The following is a 24,921-nucleotide window of genomic DNA, read 5'->3' as shown; positions in this document are numbered from 1 at the left end:
CGCCTCTGAGCAGGGCCGGGTGCCGGTCGTCGTGGTGTAAGCCACCCCGGACCGCGACTGCGGCGGCCACTCCCAGGGCGGGGCGCCGGACCTTGCCGCGTACGACGCGTGGATCGACCGATTCGCCGCCGGGCTGGGCTCGGACGACGTCATCGTCGTCCTGGAGCCCGACTCCGTCGCCCAGGCGGGCTGTCTCTCCGCCGGCGACCGCGCCGGCCGCTTCGCCTCCCTGGCCCGCGCGGGCCGCGTCCTCAAGGCCGCCAACCCCAGGGCGCGGGTCTACCACGACGCCGGCCACTCCGGCTGGCGCCCGGCCGCCGAGCAGGCGGCGCTGCTGAAGCAGGCCGGCGCGGCTTCACCCGCCTCCTCCGACGGCATCTTCAGCAACGTCTCCAACTTCCACCGCACGGCCGACGAGATCGCCTACGACCGACAGGTGCTGGACGCCCTGGGCGGCCCGGCGAGCCTCGGCGCCGTGATCGACACCAGCCGCAACGGCAACGGCGCCCCGACCGACGGCGAATGGTGCGATCCGGCGGGACGGAAGATCGGCCGGGCGCCCACCATGAACACCGGCGAGGAGCGGATCGACGCCTACCTGTGGGTGAAGCTGCCGGGGGAGTCGGACGGGTGCAAGGGCCGGCCCGGCACCTTCACACCGTCGTACGCCTACGACTTGGCGCGCTGAGCCGCCTCGTCGTAGCGGGACGTGCCCTCGTCCAACAGCGGTGCCTGCGTCTTGAGGTGGGCGGGGGCGAAGGCCCGCAGCGCGTGGTAGCCGGTGATGACGACGAGCGTGCCCAGCGCGATGCCGCTCAGCGAGAAGGTGTCGGTGAACTCCATGGAGACATTGCCGACGCCGATGATGATGCCCGCCGCGGCCGGCACCAGGTTGAGCGGATTGCGCAGGTCCACCTTGGCGTTGATCCAGATCTGGGCGCCGAGCAGGCCGATCATGCCGTACAGGATGACGGTGATACCGCCGAGCACCCCGCCCGGGATCGCGGCCACCACCGCGCCGAACTTCGGGCAGAGACCGAAGAGCAGCGCGAAGCCCGCGGCGGCCCAGTAGGCGGCCGTCGAGTAGACGCGGGTCGCCGCCATCACACCGATGTTCTCGGAGTACGTGGTGTTGGGCGGGCCGCCGACCGCGGTGGAGAGCATCGAGCCGACGCCGTCGGCGGAGATCGCCGTACCGAGCTTGTCGTCCAGGGGGTCGCCGGTCATCTCGCCGACCGCCTTGACGTGGCCCGCGTTCTCGGCGACCAGCGCGATGACGACCGGCAGCGCGACCAGGATCGCCGACCACTCGAAGGACGGCCCGTGGAAGGTGGGCAGGCCGATCCAGTCGGCCTGGCCGACGCCGGAGAGGTCCAGGCGCCAGTGGTCGGTGAGCTTGCCGCTCGCGTCCACCGAGTGGATCTTGCCGAAGATCCGGTCGAAGGCCCAGGAGATGCCGTAGCCGAAGACCAGACCGAGGAAGATCGCGATGCGCGACCAGAAACCCCGCAGACAGACGACGGCCAGGCCGGTGAACAGCATCACCAGCAGGGCCGTCCACTGGTCCTGCGGCCAGTACGTGGACGCCGTGACCGGAGCGAGGTTGAAGCCGATCAGCATCACCACCGCGCCGGTGACGATCGGCGGCATCGCCGCGTGGATGATCCGCGCCCCGAACCGCTGCACCGCCAGACCGACGAGGAACAGCGCGACGCCGACGACGAAGACCGCGCCCGTCACGGTGGCACTCGTACCGCCCTGCGCGCGGATCACCGCGGCGACGCCCACGAAGGACAGGGAGCAGCCGAGGTAGCTGGGTACCCGGCCGCGGGTCGCGAGCAGGAACACGACCGTCGCGACGCCCGACATCATGATCGCCAGGTTGGGGTCCAGGCCCATGAGGACCGGCGCCACGAAGGAGGCCCCGAACATCGCCACCACGTGCTGGGCGCCGAGCCCGGCCGTGCGCGGCCAGGACAGCCGCTCATCGGGCCGGACCACCGCGCCGGGTGCGGGGGTGCGTCCGTCGCCGTGCAGTTTCCAGCGGACGCCGAGATCCATGTGAGGTGTCGCTTTCGTTGTGCGTGCAGTCCGTCCGGACCATTGTCAGGGCAGGCCGGGAGTGCTTCGCACACGTGAGCGCCCGCTGAGGCTGAGGCGGGTTCAGGGCCGCGGGTCGGGAACTGCTGCGCTCGGCGGACCGACCTTCGGGCGGTCCCGGTCGCCCGAGCGCAGGACGCCCGCGAAGGCCGTGAGTCCGCACGACAGGACGGTCACCAGGCCGAACGACACCACCAGGCTCGTCGCCTGTGCGAGGGAGCCGATCGCACTCGGAGCGATCAGGCCGGAGGTGTACGTGATGGTGGCCACACCGGCGATGGCCTGGCTGGGGTTCGGCCCGCTGCGGCCCGCCGCCGCGAAGCACAGCGGGACGACCACCGCGATGCCCAGACCCATCAGCGCGAACCCGGCCATCGCCACCGCAGGATGGTCGGCGACGACGATCAACAGCCCGCCGAGGGTCGCGAGGACACCGCTCCAGCGGACCGTGCGCACGGAGCCGAAACGGTCCACCACACGGTCGCCCGCGAGCCGGGCGAGCGCCATGGTGAGCGTGAAGCCGGTCGTGCAGGCGGCCGCGAGCCCCGCCGAGCTCCCCAGCTCGTCCTCCAGATAGACGGCCGACCAGTCGAGGCTCGCCCCCTCCGCGAACACCGCGCAGAACCCGACCGCGCCGATCAGCACCGCCGACTTCGGCGGCAGCGCGAACCGCGGCGGCGGTTCCTCGTCCTCGGTCGGCTGCAGGTCCAGCACCCAGTGGCACGCCACCAGGCCCAGCAGGGTCAGGACCGCGGCCGCCAGAGCGTGATGCAGCCGGGCGTCCGAGCCCAGATGCGCGGCGAGCGTGCCGCCGGCCGAGCCGACCAGCGCGCCCGCGCTCCACATGCCGTGCAGGCCGGACATGATCGACTTGCCGAGACGGTTCTCGACCTCCACACCGAGCGCGTTCATGGCGACGTCCGCCATGCCCGCCGTGGCGCCGTAGACGAACAGGGCCAGGCAGAGCGTGAGCAGGTTGGGCGAGAGGGAGGGCAGGACCAGCGCCAGCGTCCACAGGGAGAGCAGTCCGCGCAGCGCGGTGCGGGCGCCGAAGCGGTGGCTGATCCGGCCCGCGAGCGGCATCGCGACGGACGCCCCGAGCGCCGGGAAGGCCAGCGCGAGGCCCAACTGGCCCGCGCTCACCGAGGCGTGGTCCTGGATCCACGGCACGCGGGTCGCGAAGGAGCCGGTGACGGCGCCGTGCACGGCGAACACGGCGGCCACGGCGTACCGTGCGCGCTTCACCTCGCGGTGCTCGTGGACCACGTCACTCATGTTCCCGCCCCTTGTCGCGTCTCGGCCTCGCCTTGTCCGCCGCGTAAACTATCAGGGACCCTGCCTGATAGATAGGGGATTCCGGCGGCCGTACGTCGTGCGGCCCCGCCGTCTGGAAGGATCCCGGCATGCCCGCAACCCCCAGCACCGCCCGGGCCATCAACGACCGGCTCGCCCTGCGACTGCTGCAGCAGGAGGGCCCGTTGACGGCGGGGCAGTTGAAGCAGCTGACCGGGCTGTCCCGGCCGACCGTCGCCGACCTCGTCGAACGCCTCACCGCCTCCGGTCTGATCGCCGTGGTCGGAGAGGCGGGGGAACAGCGGCGCGGACCCAACGCCAAGCTGTACGGGATCGTCGCCGACCGGGCCTACCTGGCCGCGCTCGACGTGCGCACCGAGGGTGTCTCCGTGGTCGTGTCCGACCTGGTCGGCCGGGTGCTCGCCGAGGCGTCCGTGCCGATCGACGGCGACACGGGGACCGGGCCCGCGGTGGAGCAGGCGGTCGCCCTCGTCGAACGCGTGGCGAAAGAGGCGGGCGTCGACCAACTGCACACCCTCGGCATCGGCGCCCCCGGCCTGATCGACCCGGCCACCGGCGAACTCCGCGACTCCTCCGGCCTGCCCGAGTGGCACCGCCGCCTGGTCGCCGCCCTGCAGGAACGGCTCCCCGACGCCCGCGTCATCGTCGAGAACGAGACCAACCTCGCCGCCCTGGCCGAGCAGCGGGACGGTGCGGCCCGGGACCGGGACACGTTCGTGCTGCTGTGGCTCGGCCACGGCACCGGTGCCGCGGTGGTCCTGGAGGGGACGCTGCGCCGCGGGGCCTCCGGCGGCACCGGAGAGATCGGGTTCCTTCCGGTGCCGGGGACGGCCGGCCTGCCGTCGGCCACCGACTGCGAGGGCGGCTTTCACTCCCTGGCCGGGTCGGCGGCGATCGCCCGGCTGGCGGGGGAGCACGGGGTGGTCGGCTCGGCGGGGGGTGGTGAGCCGGTGGCGGCGGCGTTGGTGCGGGACGCGGTGGCGGCCGTGTCCTCCGGCGTTTCCGACGCCGCCCCCTTCCTCGACGCCCTCGCGGACCGCCTGACCGTCGGCGTCGCCTCCGTCGTCGCCGTCCTGGACCCCGGTTGTGTGGTGCTCGGCGGTGAGGTGGGACAGGCCGGGGGTGACGTCCTCGCCGGGCGGGTCGAGCAGCGGCTGCGGCGGATGTCGCCGCTGGCCACGGAGGTGCGGGCCGGTGTCCTGGGCGGCGGCGCGGTGCTGCGCGGCGCGCTGCTGACCGCACGCGACCGGGCCCAGGACGAACTGTTCGCACCCCCGGACAGGCCTTAGATTCCGCGTCCCGCACCGAAGCGTGTCGCCAGGTACTCCTCGAACGTGCCCTTCCCCACGGCCCGTTCCGGCGTGAGGTGGCCGCCGTTGCGGAAGCCGCGGTACGCCTTGCCCCACAGCGGCACGCTCACCACCGCCCGACGCCGACCGGTGGCCTTGAGATAGGCGCGGGCCAGCGAGTCGAAGGTCCTTACCTCGGGGCCGCCCATGTCCTCGACCCGCCCCGCCGGTGCCCCCGCCGCCAGCTCCGCGAGTCGGCCCGCGACCTCCGCGACCTCGATCGGCTGGTCGTTCACGCCGGCCGGCAGCAGCATGACCGGCGGCTTGGCCAGAATGTCGAACACCTGGGCCAGCAGGTCGTGGAACTGGGTCGTGCGCAGTACGGTCCAGCCCAGTCCCGATTCCTCGATCAGCCGCTCCACGGCGAGCTTGGTCTTGTAGTAACCGAACGGCACCCGGTCGATCCCGACGATCGAGATGTAGACCAGGTGGCCCACGCCGGCCCGGCGCGCCGCCGCGATCAGATGCGCGGCCGCCTCCTCGTCGCCGCCGCGCGGCGAGGTCGCGCAGTGCACGATCGTGTCCACGCCCTCGACGGCCGCGTCCAGACCGCTGCCCCCCTCACGCAGATCGACCGCGTACGGCTGCGCATGCCGGCTGAGCACCCGCACCTCGTGCCCGTCCGCGCGCAACCGCTCGGTGAGGATCCGGCCGAGCGTTCCGGTACCGCCGGTCACCAGGATCGTGGTCATGCTGTTCAGCTCCTTCGGACGCCGTGCGCTCCCAGGTGGAGCGCCCTTCGTCAGCTGTGACCCGGTAGCCCTCGGGGAATGTGACAACCGCGCCGGGGACGATCAGGCACGCGCGAGCTGACCTCGTACAAATTCCAGCTTGTCCGGATTCACCACGGCCCGCAGGTCGGCGATCAGCCCGTCGCGCAGCTCGACCGACACCACCGCGACCAGCGTGTCGCCCGCCCAGACGGCCAGCCCGTCCGCGCCGTTGATCTCGGCCATCGCGAAGTCCAGGCCGGCCGCGAACGTGCGGGGCCCGCCCGCCAGGAAGCGCAGCACCTTCTCGCGCCCCTCGATCGGCCGCAGGGCCGCGGTGACCTTGCCGCCGCCGTCGCTCCACCAGGTCACATCGGCCGCGAGCAGCTTCTCCAGGCCGGACAGATCACCGTCCCGGGCCGCCGTGACGAACGTCGCCACGAGCTCCTCCTGCAGCTCGGGCGGCGCGTCGAACCGGCTCTCCTCGGCCGCGACGCGCTGCACGGCCCTGCGGTACAGCTGGCGGCAGTTCGCCTCGCTCAGGTCGAGTGCGCCGGCGATCTCCCGGTGCCCGTAGCCGAACGCCTCCCGCAGCACGTACACGGCACGCTCGGTGGGTGTCAGCCGCTCCAGCAGGACCAGCATCGCCATGGACACGGCGTCGCGCTGCTCGGCCGACTCCAGGGGGCCGAGGGCGCCGTCGGAGGTGACCACGGGCTCCGGCAGCCAGGTCCCGACGTACTGCTCGCGCCGGGCCCGCGCGGAGGTCAGCCGGGTGAGGCAGAGGTTGGTGACGACCTTGGCGAGCCAGGCCGCGGGCTGCTCGATGTCCGCGCGGTCGGCGCCGCTGAACCGCAGATACGCGTCCTGGACGGTGTCCTCGGCCTCGTGGGCGGAGCCCAGCATGCGGTAGGCCAGCCCGAACAGCCGGGGACGGTGGCTCTCGAACTCGTCGGCGATCGCGCGCGTCATGCGGCCACCCTGCCAGAACACGTGCGTGCGCCGTGGCGAGGCCCGGCGGCGGGCAAGGGCCGTCGTCACCGCCGCCGGGGCCCGCTTGCGCAGACCCTAGAGAGGACTAGACCAGTGCGTCAATGGGTGTAAACCAATTTTCAAACCGGTGCGGCCACGCCGGAGTTGACGCCATCTTCGGTCGGCCGAGAAGTCCAGTGACATGACCTGTGAGCCACTCCACACCCATCGCCCGTATGGACGTCGATCCGGCGTGGCACACTTGCCCTGTACCAGAAGCAGCGCACTCCGGGGTCGGTGAAAGTCCGAACCGGCGGTTACAGTCCGCGACCCGGTCGCTTCCAGCGGCCGGTTGACCAGGTGAAATTCCTGGACCGACGGTTAAAGTCCGGATGGGAGGCAGTGCGCGGCGGGCGGGCATTCGTGCGCGCCGCCGTATCGGCTCGTCCAGCAAGGGCGGGTTCTGTCCGGCGTCGCCCTCGGTGCCATAGCCCGTACATTCTGTCGTCCAGCGACAGCCCCGGAGTCCGTGCCCGAAGAGGCAGGAGGACCCGGGAAGTGTTTACCGGAATCGTCGAAGAGCTGGGCGAGGTCACCGCCGTCGAGAGTCTCGGCGACGCCTCCCGCTTCCGGCTGCGCGGCCCCGTCGTCACCGAGGGCGCGAAGCACGGCGACTCCATCGCCGTCAACGGCGTCTGTCTCACGGTCGTCGACCACGAAGGCGACGAGTTCACCGCCGATGTCATGGCCGAGACCCTCGACCGCTCCAGCCTCGGTGTCCTCACCGTCGGATCCCGCGTCAACCTCGAACGCCCCACCGCCGTGGGCGCCCGCCTCGGCGGGCACATCGTGCAGGGCCATGTCGACGGCACCGGCACCGTTCTGGAACGCAAGCCGTCCGAGAACTGGGAGATCGTGAAGGTCTCCCTCCCCGCGGACCTCGCGCGCTATGTCGTCGAGAAGGGCTCCATCACCGTCGACGGCATCAGCCTCACCGTCGTCGAGGCGGGCTCCGACCACTTCACCGTCAGTCTGATCCCCACCACCCTCGCCCTGACCACCCTCGGCCTGAAGCGGCCCGGCGACCCGGTCAACCTCGAGGTCGACGTCATCGCCAAGTACGTCGAGCGGCTCCTGGGCGCCCAGGGGGCGGCCAAGTGAACTGGCTCAACTCCGAGGCGTTCGTCCTCTTCGGCCAGCACATCATCTGGTCGGACATGGTCGGCAACGTCCTCGGCCTCATCACCCTCGCCCTCGGCTGGCGGCGCTCCCTGTGGACCTGGCCGGTGCAGTTCCTGTCCGGCCTCGTCCTCTTCGCGGCGTTCTACGGCCACCTCACCGGCAGCGCCGGCAAGCAGGTCGTCGTCATGGCCGTCGCGCTGTACGGCTGGTGGCAGTGGAACCGCGGCAAGGGCCGGGCCGCGGACGGCCGTGTCTCCGTACGCTTCGCCACCTGGCGCGAGCGCGGCGCGATGATCGCCGCGGCCGTCGCCGGTACGGTCGCCGTGGCCCTGCTCTTCACCGCCTACCCGACCCTGTCCTGGGACCCCTGGCCGGACGCCTACATCTTCGTCGGCACCATCGTCGCCATGTACGCCCAGGCACGCGGGATGGTCGAGTTCTGGTTCGCCTGGCTGCTCGTCGACCTGGTCGGCGTGCCCCTCAACTTCGCCAACGGCTACGCCTTTTCCGGCTTCGTCTACGTCATCTACGGCGCACTCGTCCTGTGGGGCATGCGCGACTGGTGGCTGCGCTCCCGCAAGGACGCGCGGCCCGTCCTGGAAGGAGCGCCGGCATGAGCGCGGCCCCGATCCTCTACAGCACCGACGACATCGACGACTTCACCCTCGACCCGATCGAGCAGGCCATCGCCGACATCGCGGCCGGCCGCCCGGTCGTGGTCGTCGACGACGAGGACCGGGAGAACGAGGGCGACCTCGTCATCGCCGCCGAGAAGGCGACCCCCGAGATCGTCGCCTTCATGATGAGCGAGTGCCGCGGCCTGATCTGCGCCCCCATGGAGGGTGCGGAACTGGACCGGCTGCGCCTCCCGCAGATGGTCGAGGAGAACACCGAGTCGATGAAGACCGCGTTCACGGTCTCCGTGGACGCCTCGGCCGCCCATGGAGTGAGCACCGGAATCTCCGCATCCGACCGGGCGACCACCCTTCAGCTGCTCGCGAGCGGCACGGCGGAGCCCGCCGACCTGGTCCGCCCCGGCCACATCTTCCCGCTGCGCGCCAAGCCCGGCGGCGTCCTGGTCCGCAACGGACACACGGAGGCCGCCGTCGACCTCGCCCGCCTCGCGGGCCTGCGCCCGGCCGGCGCCATCGTCGAGATCGCCGGCGAGGACGGCCAGATGCTGCGCCTGCCCGAACTCGTCCCGTTCGCCCGCAAGCACGGCCTGACGATCATCTCCATCGAGGACCTGATCGCCTACCGCCGCACCTCCGAGCCCACCGTCCGCCGCGAGGCACAGACGCAGCTCCCCACCGCCCACGGCACCTTCACGGCGTACGGCTACCGTTCCACCGTCGACGGCGTCGAGCACATCGCCCTGGTGCACGGTGAGATCGGCGACGGCGAGAACGTTCTCGTCCGCGTCCACTCCGAATGCCTCACCGGCGACGTCTTCCACTCCCTGCGCTGCGACTGCGGCCCCCAGCTGGAGACGGCCCTCGAGCGCATCCAGGCCGAGGGCCGGGGAGTCGTCGTCTACCTGCGCGGGCACGAGGGCCGCGGCATCGGGCTGCTGTCGAAGCTCAGGGCGTACGAGCTGCAGGAGCGTGGCCGCGACACCCTCGACGCCAACCTGGAACTCGGCCTGCCCGCCGACGCCCGGGACTACGCCGCCGGCGCGCAGATCCTGACGGACCTCGGAGTCCGCAGCGTGCGCCTGATGACCAACAACCCCGAGAAGACCGACGCGCTCGTCCGGCACGGCATCGAGGTCACCGACCGCGAGCCGATGCCCGTCCAGGCGGGCGAGCACAACCTCCGCTACCTGCGCACCAAGCGGGACCGGATGGGGCACGACCTGCCGTGGCTGGACACGCCTGCCGTGTCCACCTGCAGCAACCAGTAAGCGAACAGCGAGGAGACACGAGAACGTGAGCGGCAAGGGCGCACCGGAACTGTCCGTACGCAATGTGGGTGACCTGCGGGTCGCCGTCATCGCGGCGCAGTGGCACGAGAAGGTGATGGACGGTCTGGTCGACGGCGCCCTGCGCGCCCTGCACGACCTCGGCATCGACGAGCCGACCCTGCTCCGGGTCCCCGGCAGCTGGGAGCTGCCCGTCGTCGCCAAGGTCCTCGCCGGCCGGGGCTACGACGCGATCGTCGCCCTCGGCGTCGTCATCCGCGGCGGCACCCCCCACTTCGAGTACGTGTGCCAGGGCGTCACCCAAGGCCTCACCCAGGTCTCCGTCGACACCGGCGTCCCCGTCGGCTTCGGCGTGCTGACCTGCGACACCGAGGAGCAGGCCCTGGACCGCGCGGGTCTGCCCGGCTCCAACGAGGACAAGGGCCACGAGGCGGTGACGGCGGCGGTGGCCACGGCGGCCACCCTCCGCTCAGTATCTGAACCATGGCGTTAGGCCGCCCGGTACACCGCGTAAAGTGGGCGCCACCATGTCCAAGAAGACGTTCGAGGAGCTCTTCACCGAGCTCCAGCACAAGGCCGCCAACGGCGACCCCGCCACTTCCCGCACCGCAGAGCTGGTCGGGAAGGGCGTCCATGCCATCGGCAAGAAGGTCGTCGAGGAGGCCGCCGAGGTCTGGATGGCCGCCGAGTACGAGGGCAAGGAAGCGGCCGCCGAGGAGATCTCGCAGCTGCTGTACCACGTCCAGGTGATGATGGTCGCCCGCGGGATCTCCCTGGACGACGTCTACGCCCACCTCTGAGCCATACACCCCCACTCGCACCTCTCACGCAAAGGAAGCCGACCTCATGCTGCGCATCGCCGTCCCCAACAAGGGTTCACTGTCCGGCCCTGCGGCGGAGATGCTGCATGAGGCCGGCTACCAGCAGCGCCGGGAGACCAAGGAACTGCGGATCGTCGACCCGGAGAACGAGGTCGAGTTCTTCTACCTCCGCCCCCGCGACATCGCGATCTACGTCTCCTCCGGCCGCCTCGACATCGGCATCACCGGCCGCGACCTGCTGATCGACTCCGGAGCCAACGCCGAGGAGATCCTCCCGCTCGGCTTCGCCCGCTCCACCTTCCGCTACGCCACCAGGCCCGGCACGGCGAACGGCGTGGAGGACCTGAACGGCAGCACCGTCGCCACCTCGTACGAGGGCATCGTCGCCAAGCACCTCGCCGACAACGGCATCGACGCCTCCGTCGTCCACCTCGACGGCGCCGTCGAGACCGCCATCGAACTCGGCGTCGCCGAGGTCATCGCGGACGTCGTCGAGACCGGCACCTCGCTGCGCAACGCGGGCCTGGAGGTCATCGGCGAGCCGATCATGAAGTCCGAGGCCATCGTCGTCCGGCGGGTCGGGGCGGACACCGAGGAGCCCAAGGTGCAGCAGTTCCTGCGCCGACTGCAGGGCGTCCTGGTGGCCCGGACGTACGTGATGATGGACTACGACTGCCGCGCCGAGCACCTGGAACAGGCCGTCGCCATCACCCCCGGCCTGGAGGGCCCGACCATCTCGCCGCTGCACAACGAGGGCTGGGTCGCGGTCCGCGCCATGGTGCCGTCCAAGGACGCCCAGCGGATCATGGACGATCTGTACGCCATCGGCGCGCGGGCCATCCTGACCACCGCCATCCACGCCTGCCGTCTCTGAGGGGCGCCACACCCATGTCGGACTCGACCCCTCTTCCCGAGCTGCCCGTCACCTTCCGGCCGGGCCGCACCCGCGCCGTGCTGCTCACCGCGGCCGTCGCGATCTTCGTGACCGTATCGCTGGTCGCGCTGCTGCTGGACCGGCTCAGCACGGCCGAGCGGCTCAGCTTCGTTCTCACCGCGGCGCTTCTGTCGGCGGTGGTGCTGGTGCTGGCCCGGCCGAAGGTCGTCGCCGACGAATCCGGCGTCACGGTCGTCAACTTCGCCAGTACGCGTCGGCTGGCCTGGGCGGAAATCGTCCAGGTGCATCTGCGGGTCGGCGACCCCTGGGTGTTCCTCGACCTCAGCGACGGCACCAGCCTGGCCGCCATCGGCATCCAGCCGGGCATCGCCAAGCAGCACGCCATCGCCGACGCCCGGGCCCTGCGAGCGCTGGTCGAGGCCCGGGCCGAGCAACATCACAGCTGACTCGGGCCGACTCCGGGCCGTTCACCCTGCCGTATCGGCCGGTGTCTTGATTAATCTGTTGGCGGAGGCGTTCCCGTTGCGCCTCCGCCCCTGTGGTGCCGGCCGGTGCACAGGGGTTCCTGCTACCCGAGGAGTGACTCCCTCCGGCGATGGACGGATCGTCCTGCAGTACCTGCGCCGCCCCCTGCCGACATAGCGCACGGGCGGCGGCATCATGACCATCCCTCTGCTGCTCCTGGCAGCCGCGTTCCTGCTCATTCTCGCCAACGGCTTCTTCGTGGCCGCCGAGTTCGGCCTGGTGACGGTCGACCGCCCGGACGCCGAGAAGGCCGCCGCCGAGGGCGACCGACGCGCCCATCGGGTCGTCGAGTCGCTGAAGGAACTGTCCTTCCAGCTCTCCGGCACCCAGCTCGGCATCACCATCACCTCCCTCGTCGTCGGCATGCTCGCCGAACCGGCGCTCGCCCGGCTGCTGGACGGTCCGTTCACGGCCGTCGGCATACCCGAGGGCGCCGTGCCCGGCGTGGCCGTCGTCGTCGGCATGCTGCTGGCCTCGGCCGTGCAGATGGTGGTCGGCGAACTTGTACCCAAGAACTGGGCGGTGTCCCGGCCGCTGCAGGTCGCACGCTTCGTCGCGGGCCCGCAGCATGTCTTCGCGCGCGTGTTCCGGCCGGTGATCGCCGCACTGAACGCCGTCGCCAACCGCCTGGTCCGCGCCCTGGGTGTCGAGCCCACCGAGGAGCTGGCCTCCGCCCGTACCCCCGGCGAACTCGTCTCCCTGGCCCGGCACTCCGCACGCGCAGGTGCCCTGGAACAGGACACCGCGGACCTCTTCGTACGGACGCTGTCGCTCGGCGAGCTGACCGCACAGCACGTCATGACCCCGCGCGTGAAGGTGAGCGCGCTCCAGTCCTCGGCGACCGCCGCGGACGTGGTCAACCTGACCCGCGCCACCGGTCTGTCCCGCTTCCCCGTCTACCGGGAGAAGATCGACGAAATCGTCGGCATGGTCCACCTCAAGGACGCCCTGGCCGTCTCGTCCTCCGAGCGGCTGCGCACCCCCGTGGGCCGGATCGCCCGGCCACCGCTGCTCGTCCCGGAGACACTGCCGGTCCTGCCACTGCTCGCCCTACTGCGCAGCGAGCAGCCGATCGCGGTCGTCGTCGACGAGTACGGTGGCACGGCCGGCGTGGTCACCCTGGAGGACATCGTCGAGGAGATCGTCGGCGAGGTACGTGACGAGCACGACGACGTGCTCGACGAACAGCCCGAACTCGCCGCCGCCCCGCCGGAGGACGGCCGCCCCGCCTGGGACGCCGACGGCAGCTGTCGCGTCGACGTCCTGCGGCGCATCGGCCTCGACGTGCCCGAGGGCCCGTACGAGACGGTCGCAGGACTGGTCGCCGACCTGCTCGGCCGGATCCCGGCCGTCGGCGACCGGGCCGAACTCCCCGGCTGGCGGCTGGCCGTGCGCCAGGTCGGGCACTACCGCGCCGAGCGGGTACGCATCGTGCGCACCGCCCCTGTCATGGAGGCCGTGCGATGAGCGTGCTCCAACTCCTGTTCGCCGCGCTGCTCGTACTCGCCAACGGCTTCTTCGTGGGCGCCGAGTTCGCACTGGTCTCGGTGCGCCGCAGCCAGATCGAGCCGCTCGGCACCGCCCGGGCCCGGCAGGTGCTGTACGGCCTGGAGCGGCTGCCGCAGATGATGGCCGCCGCACAGTTCGGCATCACCGTCTGCTCGCTGACCCTGGGCGCGGTCGCCGAACCGACGGTGGCCCATCTGCTGGAACCGGTCTTCGAGTGGATCCACCTGCCGCACGCGATGGTGCACCCGCTGGGGTATGTCATCGCCCTCGCCACCGTCGTCTTCTTCCACCTGGTCATCGGCGAGATGGTCCCGAAGAACCTGGCGATGGCGGCTCCGGAGAAGGCGGCGCTGTGGCTCAGCCCGGGCCTGGTCGCCTTCGCCCGGTTGTGCCGGCCGATCACGGTCGCCCTCGGCGCCTGCTCCCGGGCCGTCCTGCGGCTGTTCCGTGTCGAGCCCAAGGACGAGGTGGAGGCGGTCTTCACCAGCGAGCAGCTCAACCGGCTCGTGGAGGACTCCGGCCAGGCCGGCCTCCTCGACCCCGAGGAGGCCGAGCGCCTGGAGGACGCCCTGGAGCTGGGCTCCCGCCCGGTCACCGACGTCCTCCTCCGACGTGAGTCGCTGATCACGGTCAGCCCCTCGGTCACCCCGGGCCGGATCATCGAGCTGACCGCCCGCACCGGCTACTCCCGCTTTCCGGTGGCCGCGGAGAACGGCGCCTTCATGGGGTACCTGCACGTGAAGGACGTACTCGACCTCGAGGACTCCGAACGGGCGGTTCCGCAGCATCTCTGGCGGCCCATGACGACGTTGCGGTCCGAGCTTGCGCTGGACGACGCGCTGACCGTGATGCGCCGGGCCGCCACGCATCTTGCGCAGGTGGCGGACGGGGCGGGCAAGGTGCTGGGGCTGGTGGCGCTGGAGGACGTACTGGAGCTGCTGGTGGGGGAGGTGCGTGATCCGGCGCATCGGGAGATGCCGGAGCCGCGGGGCAGTTCGCCGGAGGAGGTGCTGGCCGGCTGAGCGGTGCCCGGTGCTGGTGCGGGCAGGGTCTCGCTCACCCGCGCCAGCGGGGTGCCTCCCCCGCTCTCGGCTTCTCTCCCACGCTCGGCTTCGCTCGCGCGGGGGGACCCCCATGAGCGGGGGACCCCCATCGCCCACCCGTGCCGCCCTGGGGGTCCCCCCAGGCCCTTAAGGCACTGGGGGAGGCACGACTGCCCGCAGCTACGAGGGTTACATGGCCGACGGATCCTGCGGCCCCCGACCCGACAGGACCTCTCCATACGCCTGCATCAGATCCGGCAACCGCAGAGTCGACAAATCATCCCGCGACAACGCCCCCGGATACGCCGACAACCGCAGATCCCGGTACGCGCAGCTCTTCTCGTACAGCGTCCGCAGGAACCGCCCGTTGCCCAGCTCGTCGATCCACCCCTGGTCGACGACGTGACCCGCGATCGACCGCAGCTCGTCCAGGGACTCCTCGTCCCACACGTCCCCGTTCTCCGCGGCCAGCACCTCGCCGATCGCGGTGAGCTCGAGGGGCCGGTACGACGGGAAGTCGACGCGGGTGGTGAAACGGGAGGACAGGCCGGGGTTGGCGGCGAGGAGGCGGTCCATGCCCTCCGGATAGCCGGCCAGGATCACCACGAGGTGGTCACGGTTGTCCTCGGCCCGCTTCAGCAGCACCTGGAGCGCCTCGTCGCCGTACGCGTCGCCCTTGCCGTAACCGGAGTTGGAGAGCGAGTACGCCTCGTCGACGAACAGCACACCGCCGAGCGCGGAGTCGATCAGTTCGTTGGCCTTCACGGCGGTCTGCCCCAGGTACTCGCCGACCAGGTCGGCGCGCTGGGCCTCCACGAGATGGTCACCGCCGAGCAGGCCGAGGGCGTAGAAGACCCGGCCCAGGATGCGGGCGACCGTGGTCTTGCCGGTGCCGGAGGGGCCGGAGAAGACGAAGTGCCGCTTCGGCGGCTGGACAGGCAGCCCCTGCCCGGCCCGCAGCCGGGCCATGTTCAACTGCGCGGACAGCGCTTTGACCTGGCGTTTCACCGGCTCCAGGCCCACCATGCGCTCGAGCTCGGCGAGCGCCTCCTCGAGTAATGCGGGGTCGGTCGGTCCGGCGGGCAGCGACGGCGCAGGCCCGGTGTTCTTCTCCCGCACCGCCGGGTCGCTGACCGACGGCGGGGGCCCGGTCGGCGGCAGACCGGGCTCGGAGAGCTTGAGGTCCCGGCCCTCGCTGCCGTAGAGCGGATCGAGTCCGTCGGGGCCGTCCAGGCTGTCCTGCCCGGTCCCGGCGAGGGCGATCGCGGCGAGGTCGGTGGCGTCGTCGTACCCGTCCCCCTCGGCGATCGCCGCCAGCCGGGCCGAGGTGTCCATGAACGCGGGGTCGACGCGGTGCACCGCCCGGTACAGCGGGAGCGCGGCGGCCGAGCGGCCGGTGCCCTCGTGGGCGCGGGCCAGCCAGTAGCGCAGCTCCTTGCGCTGCGGCTGCTCGCTGCGGCAGCGCATCAGGGCCGCCGACAGCAGCGGTTCGGCCTGTCCGTACATCTCGAGGCGGACCCGGGCCATGCCGCCGAACAGACCGGCCTCGATGCCGAGCAGGGGATCGCCCAGCAGCGGGTCGGTGTGCCGCACCAACTGCTCCCAGTCCTTCACCAGATAGGCCCGGCAGGCATGCAGGAAGCGCACCTGCGGATCGGTGTCGACGGGCGGCAGACCGGCGAGCGCGCGATCGAGTTCCGGGACGTGGCGGCCGTCCAGCCAGTGCGAGGCGTGCGCGAGCAGCAGATCGCGCGGGCTCTCCAGCACGGGCTGCACCCACCAGCCCAGCCAGTACCAGGAGTTGAGCGTGCGGCGGTGCCGGCTGCGCTGTTCCCCGAAGCGCTCACGGTGGCGGAACATCCTGAGCAGCGCGGTCGTCGTGTCCACGCGCAGCGCGTGCAGCCCCAGCCAGCCGTCGGCCATCCCGGGATCCAGCCGTACCGCGGTCCGGAACTCCTCCTCCGCCTGCGGATACGCGCCCATCGTGTAGGCGTCCACGCCTCGCAGCCAGGCGAGGTCGGCAGGGGCCTCGGGGCCCTGCGTGCCGAAGTCCATCACGTCCCCCCACAAACCTGCCCCCGCTGGTTCGCCGCCGGGCCGTCGCCCGCCGACCGACTCGGTCCAACCGCTGTGCCGCGGACCGGAGTTGCAACGGTGCGCGGAGCAGCCGTCCGCAGGTCGCACCGAGGGCATCGTACCCGCGGGTCGGTGCCCGCCGAAGGGTGCCGCACTGGCCGTTCGGCGAGGTGGGAGCAGAGGGGGCGCACACTGCGCATGGTGACCGAGGGTGAGGGGATCACGCTTCGGAGCGCCCGGAAGAAGTGGAGGAGGACAGAACGAAGCCCCCGATCACGGGGGAACAACCGGGGGCTTCGCGTCTGTCGGCGACCTCGTTCGGCCGCTCATTGAGAACGTAAGTCCTGTACGGGCCCCCGGTCAAGCCGAGTTGAGGCACTCGGCCAAGTTCCGCCGCAGGGGTCTTCACAAGTTCAGCACATTGCGGATGGTCCGTCACCGTGCGTGACTCGCCGGTCCGGACCAGTAGGTCCGGCGGGCCCCGGGAGTACCTCGTACCCCTCCATCACCTGCCGCACCAGCAGGTCGGCAAACGGTCGCGAGGGATCCTCGGCGAAATGCCGCCGCTCCGCCACGACCCACCCGGCCCAGAATTCGCGCTGTTCCGCCCCGTCGCGCGACTGCCCGCGCGCCCAGGCCTCCTCGTGGGGCAGCTCCAGCCACAGCAGCTGCGCCAGATGGGGGCGCAGGGCGCGCCGGCCCGCGCCGACGCCCTCGACCAGGACCACCGGGGCGGGCGGCAGCGGGCGGGGCGGTCCGAAGTGCCGGGCCCGCCAGTCGTAGGGGGCGTAGTGCGCCGTCTCGCCGCGGCGCAGCGGCTCGATCACCTGGGGCAGCAGCCGGCCGGTCCAGGCGAACAGTTCGTCGTGGCTGGCGATGTCGTCGAGGTGCAGCACCGGCGCGCCGCCCAGCACCTCGGCCAACTGCCCGGCGAACGTGGTCTTTCCGGAGCCCGCGTGACCGTCGACACCGATCAGGCGGACGGGGCCGCAGGACGGGGGCAGGGCGTGCAGCCTGCGGGCGAGGTCGTGCAGCGCGGGGTGCGGGGCGGGGCCGGAGGGCGACACGCCCCCATCATGCCCCGCGCTCAGGCGGTGCTCCGAACCAGGTCATGCCAGTGGTCCTGACCAATATTGATGGGCGCGGCATGCCCCGAAGTGCTGGCAGTACCGGCCGCCCACGGCCATAGTTGGCGCACGCAACTGTGCACTGGACCAGCCCCCGACTCGGACCCTGGGAGTCTTCCGCCCATGAGCAGAGCCGAACAGCCGTCCCGCAGAACCCTCTTGGCCGCCGCGGTCGCCGCCGCCGTCGCGGGCAGTGCGGGCCCGGCGGTGGCCGTCGCCGGAACCCGTCCGGACAACCCCGGACCCCAGCCGGACACCCCCGCGGCCGGCCCCGCCCGGACCACCGCCCGCTCCGTCGACAACCGCGCCTGGACGACGTACACCGACTGGCGCGGCGGCACCGCCCAGGGCACCCGTGCCGTCGCCGGCGCCCGCCCCGGCGTCGTGATCGCCACCCCGGCGGGCACCGTCGACTATCGCGACCCGCACACCGGCAAGACCTCCACCTGGGAGTACGCGACCTGGACCTCCCCGGTCCACCGGCTCGCCGTCCCTTCCACCGAGGCCATCGCCTCCTGGAACGCGCACACCCCGGCCGGCACCTGGCTCCAGGTCGAACTGCGCGGCACCTACTCCGACGGCACGGACACGCCCTGGTACGTGATGGGCCGCTGGGCGGCCGGCGACCAGGACATCCGGCGGACCTCGGTGGACGACCAGACCGACGGCCGGAGCACCGTCTGGACGGACACCTTCGCCGTGGACGACCCGGCCACCGGCCTGCGCCTCACCTCGTACCGACTGCGCCTGACCCTGTACCGCAAGCCCGGCACCGAGCTCACCCCCACCGTGTGGCGGCTCGGCGCCATGGGCTCCGACGTGCCCGACCGCTTCACCGTCCCCGCCTCGACACCCGGCCTGGCCGAGGAGCTGATCGTCCCGAGGTACTCGCAGGAGATCCACAAGGGCCAGTACCCGGAGTACGACAACGGCGGCGAGGCCTGGTGCAGCCCCACCTCCTCGCAGATGATCATCGAGTACTGGGGCGGCCGGCTCAGCGAGGAGCAGCTGGCCTGGGTCGATCCGAGCTACGCCGACCCGCAGGTGTGCCATGCCGCCCGGTACACCTACGACTACCAGTACGCGGGCTGCGGCAACTGGCCCTTCAACGCCGCCTACGCCGCGACCTTCAAGGGCCTGCAGGGCGTGGTCACCCGGCTCGGCTCGCTCACCGACCTGGAGACGCTGATCGCCGCCGGGATCCCGGCCATAACGTCCCAGTCGTTCCTCGCGTCGGAGCTGACGGGAGCCGGTTACGGCACCTCCGGCCACCTGATGACCGTGATCGGCTTCACCGCCGACGGCGATGTGATCGCCAACGACCCCGCCTCGCCGAGCAACGAGGCGGTGCGACGCGTCTACCGGCGGCGCGAGTGGGAGAACATCTGGCTCAGGACCAAGCGGTACAACGCCTCCGGCAAGGTCGTCTCCGGCACCGGCGGGGTCTGCTACCTCTACTTCCCGGCCCGTCCGACCCCGCGCCAGCGCATGGCGCTCGCGGCGGTGGGCGTGCGCTGAACCGGCCCGTGACGGCCCCCGGATCCACTCCGGGGGCCGTCGGCTGTGACCAACGTCTCCGCCGCAAAAGCCGCCAGGAGTGGCAAGGTGGACGGATCGGCGGGGGAGCCGTGGGGGAGAGTCCACTGCACGCACGACACACAGCGAGACGCCATGACCGCACACTCAGCCACTGCCGCCCGCGTTCGCACCGGCGGACCCAAGGACGACGGCCCGAAGATCGTCGAGCACGTCATGGGCTGGACGCTCGTCGTGGTGCTCGCCATGCTCGTGACTCAGCTCGGTCTGTTGTGAACTGACCCACACGGCGACCTGACATACTGCGGGTGTCCCGCCGCCCGTTGGAACCAGGGTCGACAGTGAAGATCAGTCAACAGCGCGACGCGGCCCGCCCCCGGGCGCGCGGCACCGAGCGTTCGCTGGCGCGCCGCGCCGAACTCATCGCCATCGGGCGCAGGTTGTTCGCCGACACGTCGTACGACGCGCTGTCGATGGACGACATCGCCCGGCAGGCGCATGTCGCCAAAGGGCTGATCTACTACTACTTCCACTCCAAGCGCGGCTACTACCTGGCCATCGTCCAGGATTCGGTCGCCGACCTGGTCACCTTCGCGGCCGGCGGCCTGGAACTCCCGCCGGTGGAGCGGGTCCACCGCACGATCGACGGCTATCTGCGCTACGCCGAGCACAACCATGCCGCGTACCGCACGATCGTCAGCGGCGGCGTCGGTTTCGACACCGAGGTGCAGGCGATCCGGGACGGGGTGCGCGAGGCGATCGTCGCGACCATCGCCGAAGGGGCGTACGGCAGGCGGAAGATCGACCCGCTCGCGCGGATGGGACTGCTGGGCTGGGTGTGCGCCGTCGAGGGCGCCACCCTCGACTGGATCGATCAGCCCGAGCTCTCCCGCGACACGATGCGTGAGCTGCTGGTGAAGACCCTCGGCGGTGCCCTGCGCGCCATCGAGGAACTGGACCCCGCCTACCCGGCCCCCGCGTCCGCCCGCCGGGACCCATGAGCGAGGGCGGAGGCCCAAGAGGGAACCTCCGCCCCGGGTGAACCGTTCCCGGCAGCTAGTTGATCGCCTTGATCAGCTCACCGTCCGCGGTGTCGCCGCTCAGCTCCCAGAAGAAGGTGCCGCCCAGGCCCTGCTGGTTCTTGTACGTCATCTTGGTCGCGACGGTCGCGGGGGTGTCGTAACTCCACCAGTCGTTCCCGCACTTGGCGTACGCGGTGCCGCCCACCGTGCCGGTCGCCGGGCACTTCGTCTTCAGCACCTTGTAGTCCTCGATGCCGTCCTCGTACGTTCCGTCCGCCGCCCCGGTCGCGGTGCCGCCGGGCGCCGACTGGGTCACGCCGGTCCAGCCGCGGCCGTAGAAGCCGATGCCGAGCAGCAGCTTGGAGGCCGGGATGCCGAGGCCCTTGAGCTTGGCGATGGTGGCCGACGTGTGGAAGTCGGCCTTCGGGATGCCCGAGTACGAGGTCAGGGGCGAGTGGGGTGCCGTCGGGCCGGTGGTGTCCCAGGCGCCGAAGAAGTCGTACGTCATCGGGTTGTACCAGTCGACGTACTGCGCGGCGCCCGCGTAGTCGGCCGCGTCGATCTTGCCGCCGGGTGTGGCGTCCGCGGTGATCGCCGCGGTGACCAGGTTGCCGGAGCCGAACTTCGCCCGGACGGCCGCCATCAGGTTCCTGAACGCGTCCCGGCCACTGGTGTCACAGGTGGCGCCGCACGCGTTCGGGTACTCCCAGTCGATGTCGATGCCGTCGAAGACATCCGCCCACCTGGAGTTCTCGACCAGGTCGTAGCAGGACTGGGCGAACGCGGCCGGGTTGCGGGCGGCCTCGCCGAAGCCGCCGGACCAGGTCCAGCCGCCGAACGACCACAGGATCTTGAGGTCCGGGTGCTTCTGCTTCAGCTTGCGCAGCTGGTTGAAGGTGCCACGCAGCGGCTGGTCCCAGGTGTCCGCGACGCCGTCCACCGACTCGGCGGCGGTGTAGGCCCGGTCGGTCGCCGCATGGGCGTCACCGATGGCGCACTTGCCGCCGGTGACATTGCCGAAGGCGTAGTTGATGTGGGTGAGCTTGGCGCCGGAGCCGGAGGTCTCGATGTTCTTGACCAGGTACTTGCGGTCGTAGGTACCCCACTCCGTGAAGTAGCCGACGACCTTGGAGCCGGCTGCCCGCTCCGCTGTGGGGGCGGCGGTGGCGGTGCCGACGCCGCCGAGCAGTCCGGCGCCGAGGACGGCGGAACATGCGGCGGCGAGAAGCGCCCGGAACCGGGCGCGGGGACGGTGGGAGGTTCGCATCGGGTGTCTCCTCGTGGGGGAGAGGGGGACGGGCGCCGATTGGCATGAACGCGATGAAGCGTCGGTTGGTTCGTCACAGTAGGAGGACTAGACCAGTGGGTCAATGGTGCGGACCAATTTGGGCGGTCGGAGGTTTCCTGAAGTAAGCGACCGTTAACCGGTGACTCGATGCCTTCGATCGGGCATACTCACAGCGCACAGCCGCTGGTCAGCGCCTTCCGTGACCCGGGAGCCAGAGCGTCGGCTGGGCACCCGTGAGACCCGGCGGAGCCGCCCACACCCAGGGCACCTTCGCCGCAGCGCCCGAAAGGGAGGAGAGCGTCGCCATGCCCGACCGCGCCCCGCAGCCGGTGGACCGTCAACTGCCCACGGACGAGGCTCGGGACCTGATCTCGCTCGTCCGCGACATCGCGCAGCGCGAGATCGCCCCGCACGCGGCCGAGGAGGAGGACGCCGGACGCTTCCCGCGCGAGGTCTTCACCCTGCTCTCCGAGTCGGGACTGCTCGGCCTGCCGTACGACTCCGAGTACGGCGGCGGCGACCAGCCGTACGAGGTCTACCTGCAGGTGCTCGAGGAGCTCGCCGCGGCCCGCCTGACCGTCGGCCTCGGCGTCAGCGTCCACACCCTCGCCTCCTACGCCCTCGCCACCTACGGCACCAAGGAGCAGCAGGTCGAGCACCTGCCCGCGATCCTCGGCGGCGGCCTGCTCGGCGCGTACTGCCTCTCCGAGCCCTCCTCCGGCTCCGACGCGGCCTCACTGCGCACGAAGGCCGTCCGGGACGGCGACCACTGGGTGATCACGGGCACCAAGGCCTGGATCACGCACGGCGGGGTCGCCGACTTCTACACCGTCATGGCCCGCACCGGCGAGGAGGGCCCGCGCGGGATCACCGCGTTCCTGGTGCCCGGCGACGCCGAGGGACTGAGCGCGGCGGCGCCGGAGAAGAAGATGGGCATGAAGGGCTCGCCCACCGCCCAGGTCCACTTCGACGGCGTACGGGTCCCCGACGTCCGACGCATCGGCGACGAGGGCCAGGGCTTCGCGATCGCCCTGTCCGCCCTCGACTCCGGGCGGCTCGGCATCGCGGCCTGCGCCGTCGGCCTGGCCCAGGCGGCGCTCGACGAGGCCGTCGCGTACGCGACCGGGCGGCGGCAGTTCGGGCGGCCGATCGCCGACTTCCAGGGGCTGCGCTTCATGCTCGCCGACATGGCCACGCAGATCGAGGCGGGCCGCGCCCTGTACCTGGCCGCCGCGCGGCTGCGGGACGCCGGCCGGCCCTTCGCCAAGCAGGCGGCCATGGCCAAGCTGCACTGCACCGACACCGCGATGAAGGTCACCATGGACGCCGTGCAGATCCTCGGCGGATACGGCTACACCGCGGACTTCCCGGTCGAGCGGTACATGCGCGAGGCCAAGGTCCTGCAGATCGTCGAGGGCACCAACCAGATCCAGCGGATGGTCATCGCCCGTCACCTCGCGGGCCCGGAGACCCGCTGAACTGACCCCGTCTGACCAGGGGCGCCGCCAGCCGGATCCACTCCGGATCGTGGCGCCCCGGCAGCGTGCGGCCGCGGTTGGCCCAGGTGCGCATCAGATCGCTGTAGATGGGCGGGTCCTGGAGCGGCGGCGCGGGCGGCGGCGGGGTCCGCGGAACCGATTCCGCCGGGGCGGGAACGAACGCTCGGTGCTGACGCCCGGTCGTGGAGTAGGTGGGGGTCATACCTGGGCAACGCGACCAAGTGCGGGCAGGTCACCGATCTCCGGAATCGAGCGTGCGTTCACGAAACGGTCCGGGACTGCGTCCGGCCGTCGACGTGCCCCTGGCGCACCGTCAACTGCACTGTGTCCAGGGGCGTTTGAGATACGCCGCGTTCGCCGTCCCGCCGGACCCCGGAGCACTGATCCTGCACCACGGCGGCCTGCGGGCCATGGTGCAGGGCGCAGCTACTGGGGTGGTTGAGCGAGGTCGCTCAGGCGGCGTGGCGGCGCATCGCCGGGACGCGCATCGGGCGCGAGCCCGGGCCTCCGACGTGCGAGAAGGGCTGCATCCGCCAGTCGAGCCCCTGAGGGAGCGTCAGCAGGAGGGCGGTGTCCTGCTCCTGGGGCTCGATGGACTCGTCCGCGGGCCGGGCGTCGGCGGCCCTGCGGCCCGTACCGGCGCAGGCCGTGAGGCCGAACGGGTTCCACGGCGAGGCGCACAGTGCGTGCTCCGGCAGGAAATCCTCGTCCGCCAGCAAGGCGATGGGCTGTGCGCAGTCCGGGCAGATCACCCGGTACATCTCGAAGGTGTCGTACGCGTCGAGCTCGTCGGCTTCGAAGGCGTCGGGTTCGACACCCTCCGGCTCGGGCTCGACGACCGGCTGCTGACGCTTGGGCGCGGTACGACCAGGGCGCTTAAGACTCTGCATGGGATTCTCCCCCTCGTGCTGGGCCGTGAAGGCGCTGCGGCCTCGACCACAGCAAGCACTTCCCGTCCGCTCTCCGGGGTAATCACGACTTCATCACGGAGACCGTTCGAGGCCTGTGGCGTTCGTCACATGCCGCTCGCAGGTGCCCGGCGCGGCACGTTCGTCCCCCAGCCGGCTCACGGCCGGCTCTCGGGCACATCACGAACCGGGTATGACCTGCGCTGCTGAGGTATCCGAGGAGATCAGGCGCACTGTAGGTTCTAGCGCCATGGAGGAGCTGGACCGACAGATCGTGCAGCTGCTCGTCAAGGACGGGCGGATGAGCTACACCGACCTGGGCAAGGCCACGGGCCTGTCCACGTCGGCCGTGCACCAGCGGGTGCGCCGGCTGGAGCAGCGTGGCGTCATCCGCGGGTACGCCGCGGTCGTCGACCCGGAGGCCGTCGGGCTGCCGCTGACCGCCTTCATCTCGGTGAAACCGTTCGACCCCAGCGCTCCCGACGACATCGCGGACCGCCTGGCGGACGTTCCCGAGATCGAGGCCTGCCACAGCGTGGCCGGCGACGAGAACTACATCCTCAAGGTGCGGGTCGCCACCCCCCACGAGCTGGAGGAGCTGCTGGCGCGACTGCGGTCGCTGGCGGGGGTGTCGACGCGGACGACGGTGGTGCTGTCCACGCCGTACGAGGCACGGCCACCGCGCATCTGAGCGGGCCGGACGGGGCTGTCGCCCCCGACCGCCGGGCCCCGGGTGCAGCACAACCGGCGCAGGGCGGGAAACTGTCGGTCATGAGTGAACGCACCGCCCCGCCGAAGACCGTCCTGCTCCGCCGCGGAGAGGTCCACAGCCCCGCCGACCCGTTCGCGACCGCAATGGTCGTCGAGCGCGGCCAGGTCGCCTGGGTCGGCTCCGAGGGCGCGGCCGACGCCTTCGCGGACGGCGTGGACGAGGTGATCGACCTCGATGGCGCCCTGGTCACCCCGGCGTTCACCGACGCGCATGTGCACATCACGTCCACCGGCCTCGCACTCACCGGCCTCGACCTGTCCGGCGCGCCCTCCCTGGAGGCGGCCCTCGCGCTGGTCCGGGGCTTCGCCGAGGCCCGCCCGAGCGACCGCGTCCTGCTCGGCCACGGCTGGGA

24 protein-coding genes, 1 pseudogene and 1 riboswitch are annotated in these 24,921 nt (G+C 71.5%); of the genes and pseudogenes, 17 read left to right on the top strand and 8 right to left on the bottom strand.

The genetic code is table 11. From position 1 onward, the window contains the following. Positions 1-688 (top strand): annotated as a pseudogene (locus tag ACTWQJ_RS17535) (glycoside hydrolase family 6 protein); the annotation flags it as partial. Here the strand turns inward: ACTWQJ_RS17535 and ACTWQJ_RS17530 are convergent. Continuing rightward, positions 670-2,061 carry a uracil-xanthine permease family protein gene (locus ACTWQJ_RS17530; RefSeq protein WP_443307565.1) on the bottom strand — a complete coding sequence of 464 codons (1,392 nt, stop codon included), beginning with the start codon at positions 2,059-2,061 and terminating at the stop codon, positions 670-672. The pseudogene ACTWQJ_RS17535 and the gene ACTWQJ_RS17530 overlap by 19 nt on opposite strands. 102 nt (positions 2,062-2,163) lie before the next feature. Next, complete coding sequence (locus ACTWQJ_RS17525; protein ID WP_443307564.1) at positions 2,164-3,375, bottom strand: MFS transporter; 1,212 nt, start codon at positions 3,373-3,375, stop codon at positions 2,164-2,166. Between the two features lie 128 nt (positions 3,376-3,503). Here ACTWQJ_RS17525 and ACTWQJ_RS17520 point away from each other — a divergent pair, with 128 nt between their 5' ends. Then, the gene (locus ACTWQJ_RS17520; protein WP_443307563.1) at positions 3,504-4,703 is read left to right on the top strand and encodes an ROK family transcriptional regulator; all 1,200 of its coding nucleotides are present in this window, start codon (positions 3,504-3,506) and stop codon (positions 4,701-4,703) included. Here the strand turns inward: ACTWQJ_RS17520 and ACTWQJ_RS17515 are convergent. Both ACTWQJ_RS17515 and ACTWQJ_RS17510 read right to left on the bottom strand, forming a co-directional pair. Next, on the bottom strand, positions 4,700-5,455 hold the full coding sequence (locus ACTWQJ_RS17515; RefSeq protein ID WP_443307562.1) for an SDR family oxidoreductase: 756 nt from the start codon (positions 5,453-5,455) through the stop codon (positions 4,700-4,702). The two genes, ACTWQJ_RS17520 and ACTWQJ_RS17515, sit on opposite strands and share 4 nt — an antisense overlap. Before the next feature lie 102 nt (positions 5,456-5,557). Next, a complete protein-coding gene (locus ACTWQJ_RS17510; RefSeq protein ID WP_443307561.1) occupies positions 5,558-6,445 on the bottom strand; it encodes an RNA polymerase sigma-70 factor in 888 nt (295 codons plus the stop codon). 279 nt (positions 6,446-6,724) lie between these two features. Continuing rightward, positions 6,725-6,855: riboswitch (FMN riboswitch) on the top strand. Between the two features lie 148 nt (positions 6,856-7,003). Here ACTWQJ_RS17510 and ACTWQJ_RS17505 point away from each other — a divergent pair. From ACTWQJ_RS17505 to ACTWQJ_RS17465, 9 genes are all read left to right on the top strand, one after another. Continuing rightward, positions 7,004-7,606, top strand: a complete 603-nt coding sequence (locus tag ACTWQJ_RS17505; protein WP_443307560.1) for a riboflavin synthase — start codon at positions 7,004-7,006, stop codon at positions 7,604-7,606. Continuing rightward, entirely contained in the window at positions 7,603-8,244 is a 642-nt protein-coding gene (locus tag ACTWQJ_RS17500) for a nicotinamide mononucleotide transporter family protein (protein ID WP_443307559.1), read from the top strand. The genes ACTWQJ_RS17505 and ACTWQJ_RS17500 overlap by 4 nt, the downstream gene beginning before the upstream one ends. Further along, on the top strand, positions 8,241-9,530 hold the full coding sequence (locus ACTWQJ_RS17495; RefSeq protein ID WP_443307558.1) for a bifunctional 3,4-dihydroxy-2-butanone-4-phosphate synthase/GTP cyclohydrolase II: 1,290 nt from the start codon (positions 8,241-8,243) through the stop codon (positions 9,528-9,530). The genes ACTWQJ_RS17500 and ACTWQJ_RS17495 overlap by 4 nt, the downstream gene beginning before the upstream one ends. Positions 9,531-9,555: 25 nt before the next feature. Next, positions 9,556-10,041, top strand: coding sequence for a 6,7-dimethyl-8-ribityllumazine synthase (ribH, locus tag ACTWQJ_RS17490; RefSeq protein ID WP_224736633.1), 486 nt, complete (start codon positions 9,556-9,558; stop codon positions 10,039-10,041). 34 nt (positions 10,042-10,075) lie between these two features. Then, positions 10,076-10,348, top strand: coding sequence for a phosphoribosyl-ATP diphosphatase (locus ACTWQJ_RS17485; RefSeq protein ID WP_031486114.1), 273 nt, complete (start codon positions 10,076-10,078; stop codon positions 10,346-10,348). Between the two features lie 46 nt (positions 10,349-10,394). After that, positions 10,395-11,243, top strand: coding sequence for an ATP phosphoribosyltransferase (gene hisG, locus ACTWQJ_RS17480; protein WP_129796780.1), 849 nt, complete (start codon positions 10,395-10,397; stop codon positions 11,241-11,243). Positions 11,244-11,257: 14 nt separating this feature from the next. Then, on the top strand, positions 11,258-11,710 hold the full coding sequence (locus ACTWQJ_RS17475; RefSeq protein ID WP_443307557.1) for a PH domain-containing protein: 453 nt from the start codon (positions 11,258-11,260) through the stop codon (positions 11,708-11,710). Between the two features lie 214 nt (positions 11,711-11,924). Further along, a complete protein-coding gene (locus tag ACTWQJ_RS17470; protein ID WP_443307556.1) occupies positions 11,925-13,256 on the top strand; it encodes a hemolysin family protein in 1,332 nt (443 codons plus the stop codon). Further along, complete coding sequence (locus tag ACTWQJ_RS17465) at positions 13,253-14,320, top strand: hemolysin family protein (protein WP_443307555.1); 1,068 nt, start codon at positions 13,253-13,255, stop codon at positions 14,318-14,320. Before ACTWQJ_RS17470 ends, ACTWQJ_RS17465 begins: the two co-directional genes overlap by 4 nt. A gap of 210 nt (positions 14,321-14,530) precedes the next feature. Here the strand turns inward: ACTWQJ_RS17465 and ACTWQJ_RS17460 are convergent, their stop codons facing one another. Both ACTWQJ_RS17460 and ACTWQJ_RS17455 read right to left on the bottom strand, forming a co-directional pair. Beyond that, positions 14,531-16,396 carry an AAA family ATPase gene (locus ACTWQJ_RS17460; RefSeq protein ID WP_443307554.1) on the bottom strand — a complete coding sequence of 622 codons (1,866 nt, stop codon included), beginning with the start codon at positions 16,394-16,396 and terminating at the stop codon, positions 14,531-14,533. 434 nt (positions 16,397-16,830) lie between these two features. Next, positions 16,831-17,484, bottom strand: coding sequence for a uridine kinase family protein (locus ACTWQJ_RS17455; protein WP_443307553.1), 654 nt, complete (start codon positions 17,482-17,484; stop codon positions 16,831-16,833). Between the two features lie 183 nt (positions 17,485-17,667). Between ACTWQJ_RS17455 and ACTWQJ_RS17450 the strand changes: the two genes are divergently transcribed. From ACTWQJ_RS17450 to ACTWQJ_RS17440, 3 genes are all read left to right on the top strand, one after another. Then, positions 17,668-19,062 carry a peptidase C39 family protein gene (locus ACTWQJ_RS17450; protein ID WP_443307552.1) on the top strand — a complete coding sequence of 465 codons (1,395 nt, stop codon included), beginning with the start codon at positions 17,668-17,670 and terminating at the stop codon, positions 19,060-19,062. A 153-nt stretch (positions 19,063-19,215) separates the two neighbouring features. Then, positions 19,216-19,356, top strand: coding sequence for an SCO1431 family membrane protein (locus ACTWQJ_RS17445; RefSeq protein WP_129796774.1), 141 nt, complete (start codon positions 19,216-19,218; stop codon positions 19,354-19,356). A 65-nt stretch (positions 19,357-19,421) separates the two neighbouring features. Continuing rightward, complete coding sequence (locus ACTWQJ_RS17440) at positions 19,422-20,081, top strand: TetR/AcrR family transcriptional regulator (RefSeq protein ID WP_385511337.1); 660 nt, start codon at positions 19,422-19,424, stop codon at positions 20,079-20,081. Positions 20,082-20,136: 55 nt separating this feature from the next. On the opposite strand, the gene ACTWQJ_RS17435 is transcribed toward ACTWQJ_RS17440, so the two are convergent. Beyond that, positions 20,137-21,369, bottom strand: coding sequence for a glycoside hydrolase family 18 protein (locus ACTWQJ_RS17435; RefSeq protein WP_443307551.1), 1,233 nt, complete (start codon positions 21,367-21,369; stop codon positions 20,137-20,139). 326 nt (positions 21,370-21,695) lie between these two features. Here ACTWQJ_RS17435 and ACTWQJ_RS17430 point away from each other — a divergent pair, with 326 nt between their 5' ends. Continuing rightward, positions 21,696-22,868 (top strand): acyl-CoA dehydrogenase, encoded by a 1,173-nt coding sequence (locus ACTWQJ_RS17430; RefSeq protein ID WP_443307566.1) that lies wholly within the window; start codon positions 21,696-21,698, stop codon positions 22,866-22,868. A 473-nt stretch (positions 22,869-23,341) separates the two neighbouring features. On the opposite strand, the gene ACTWQJ_RS17425 is transcribed toward ACTWQJ_RS17430, so the two are convergent. Beyond that, on the bottom strand, positions 23,342-23,779 hold the full coding sequence (locus ACTWQJ_RS17425; RefSeq protein ID WP_443307550.1) for a hypothetical protein: 438 nt from the start codon (positions 23,777-23,779) through the stop codon (positions 23,342-23,344). Positions 23,780-24,047: 268 nt separating this feature from the next. Between ACTWQJ_RS17425 and ACTWQJ_RS17420 the strand changes: the two genes are divergently transcribed. Continuing rightward, entirely contained in the window at positions 24,048-24,488 is a 441-nt protein-coding gene (locus tag ACTWQJ_RS17420) for an Lrp/AsnC family transcriptional regulator (RefSeq protein ID WP_076092236.1), read from the top strand. An 80-nt stretch (positions 24,489-24,568) separates the two neighbouring features. Beyond that, a partial coding sequence (locus ACTWQJ_RS17415) for an amidohydrolase family protein (RefSeq protein WP_443307549.1) occupies positions 24,569-24,921 on the top strand: 353 nt, incomplete at its 3' end.

Source organism: Streptomyces sp. KR55 (assembly GCF_052245645.1).
GTDB classification, from domain to species: domain Bacteria; phylum Actinomycetota; class Actinomycetes; order Streptomycetales; family Streptomycetaceae; genus Streptomyces; species Streptomyces flavusporus.
Note: the sequence above shows the minus strand (reverse complement) of the source record. Positions and strands in the feature narration are given on the sequence as shown.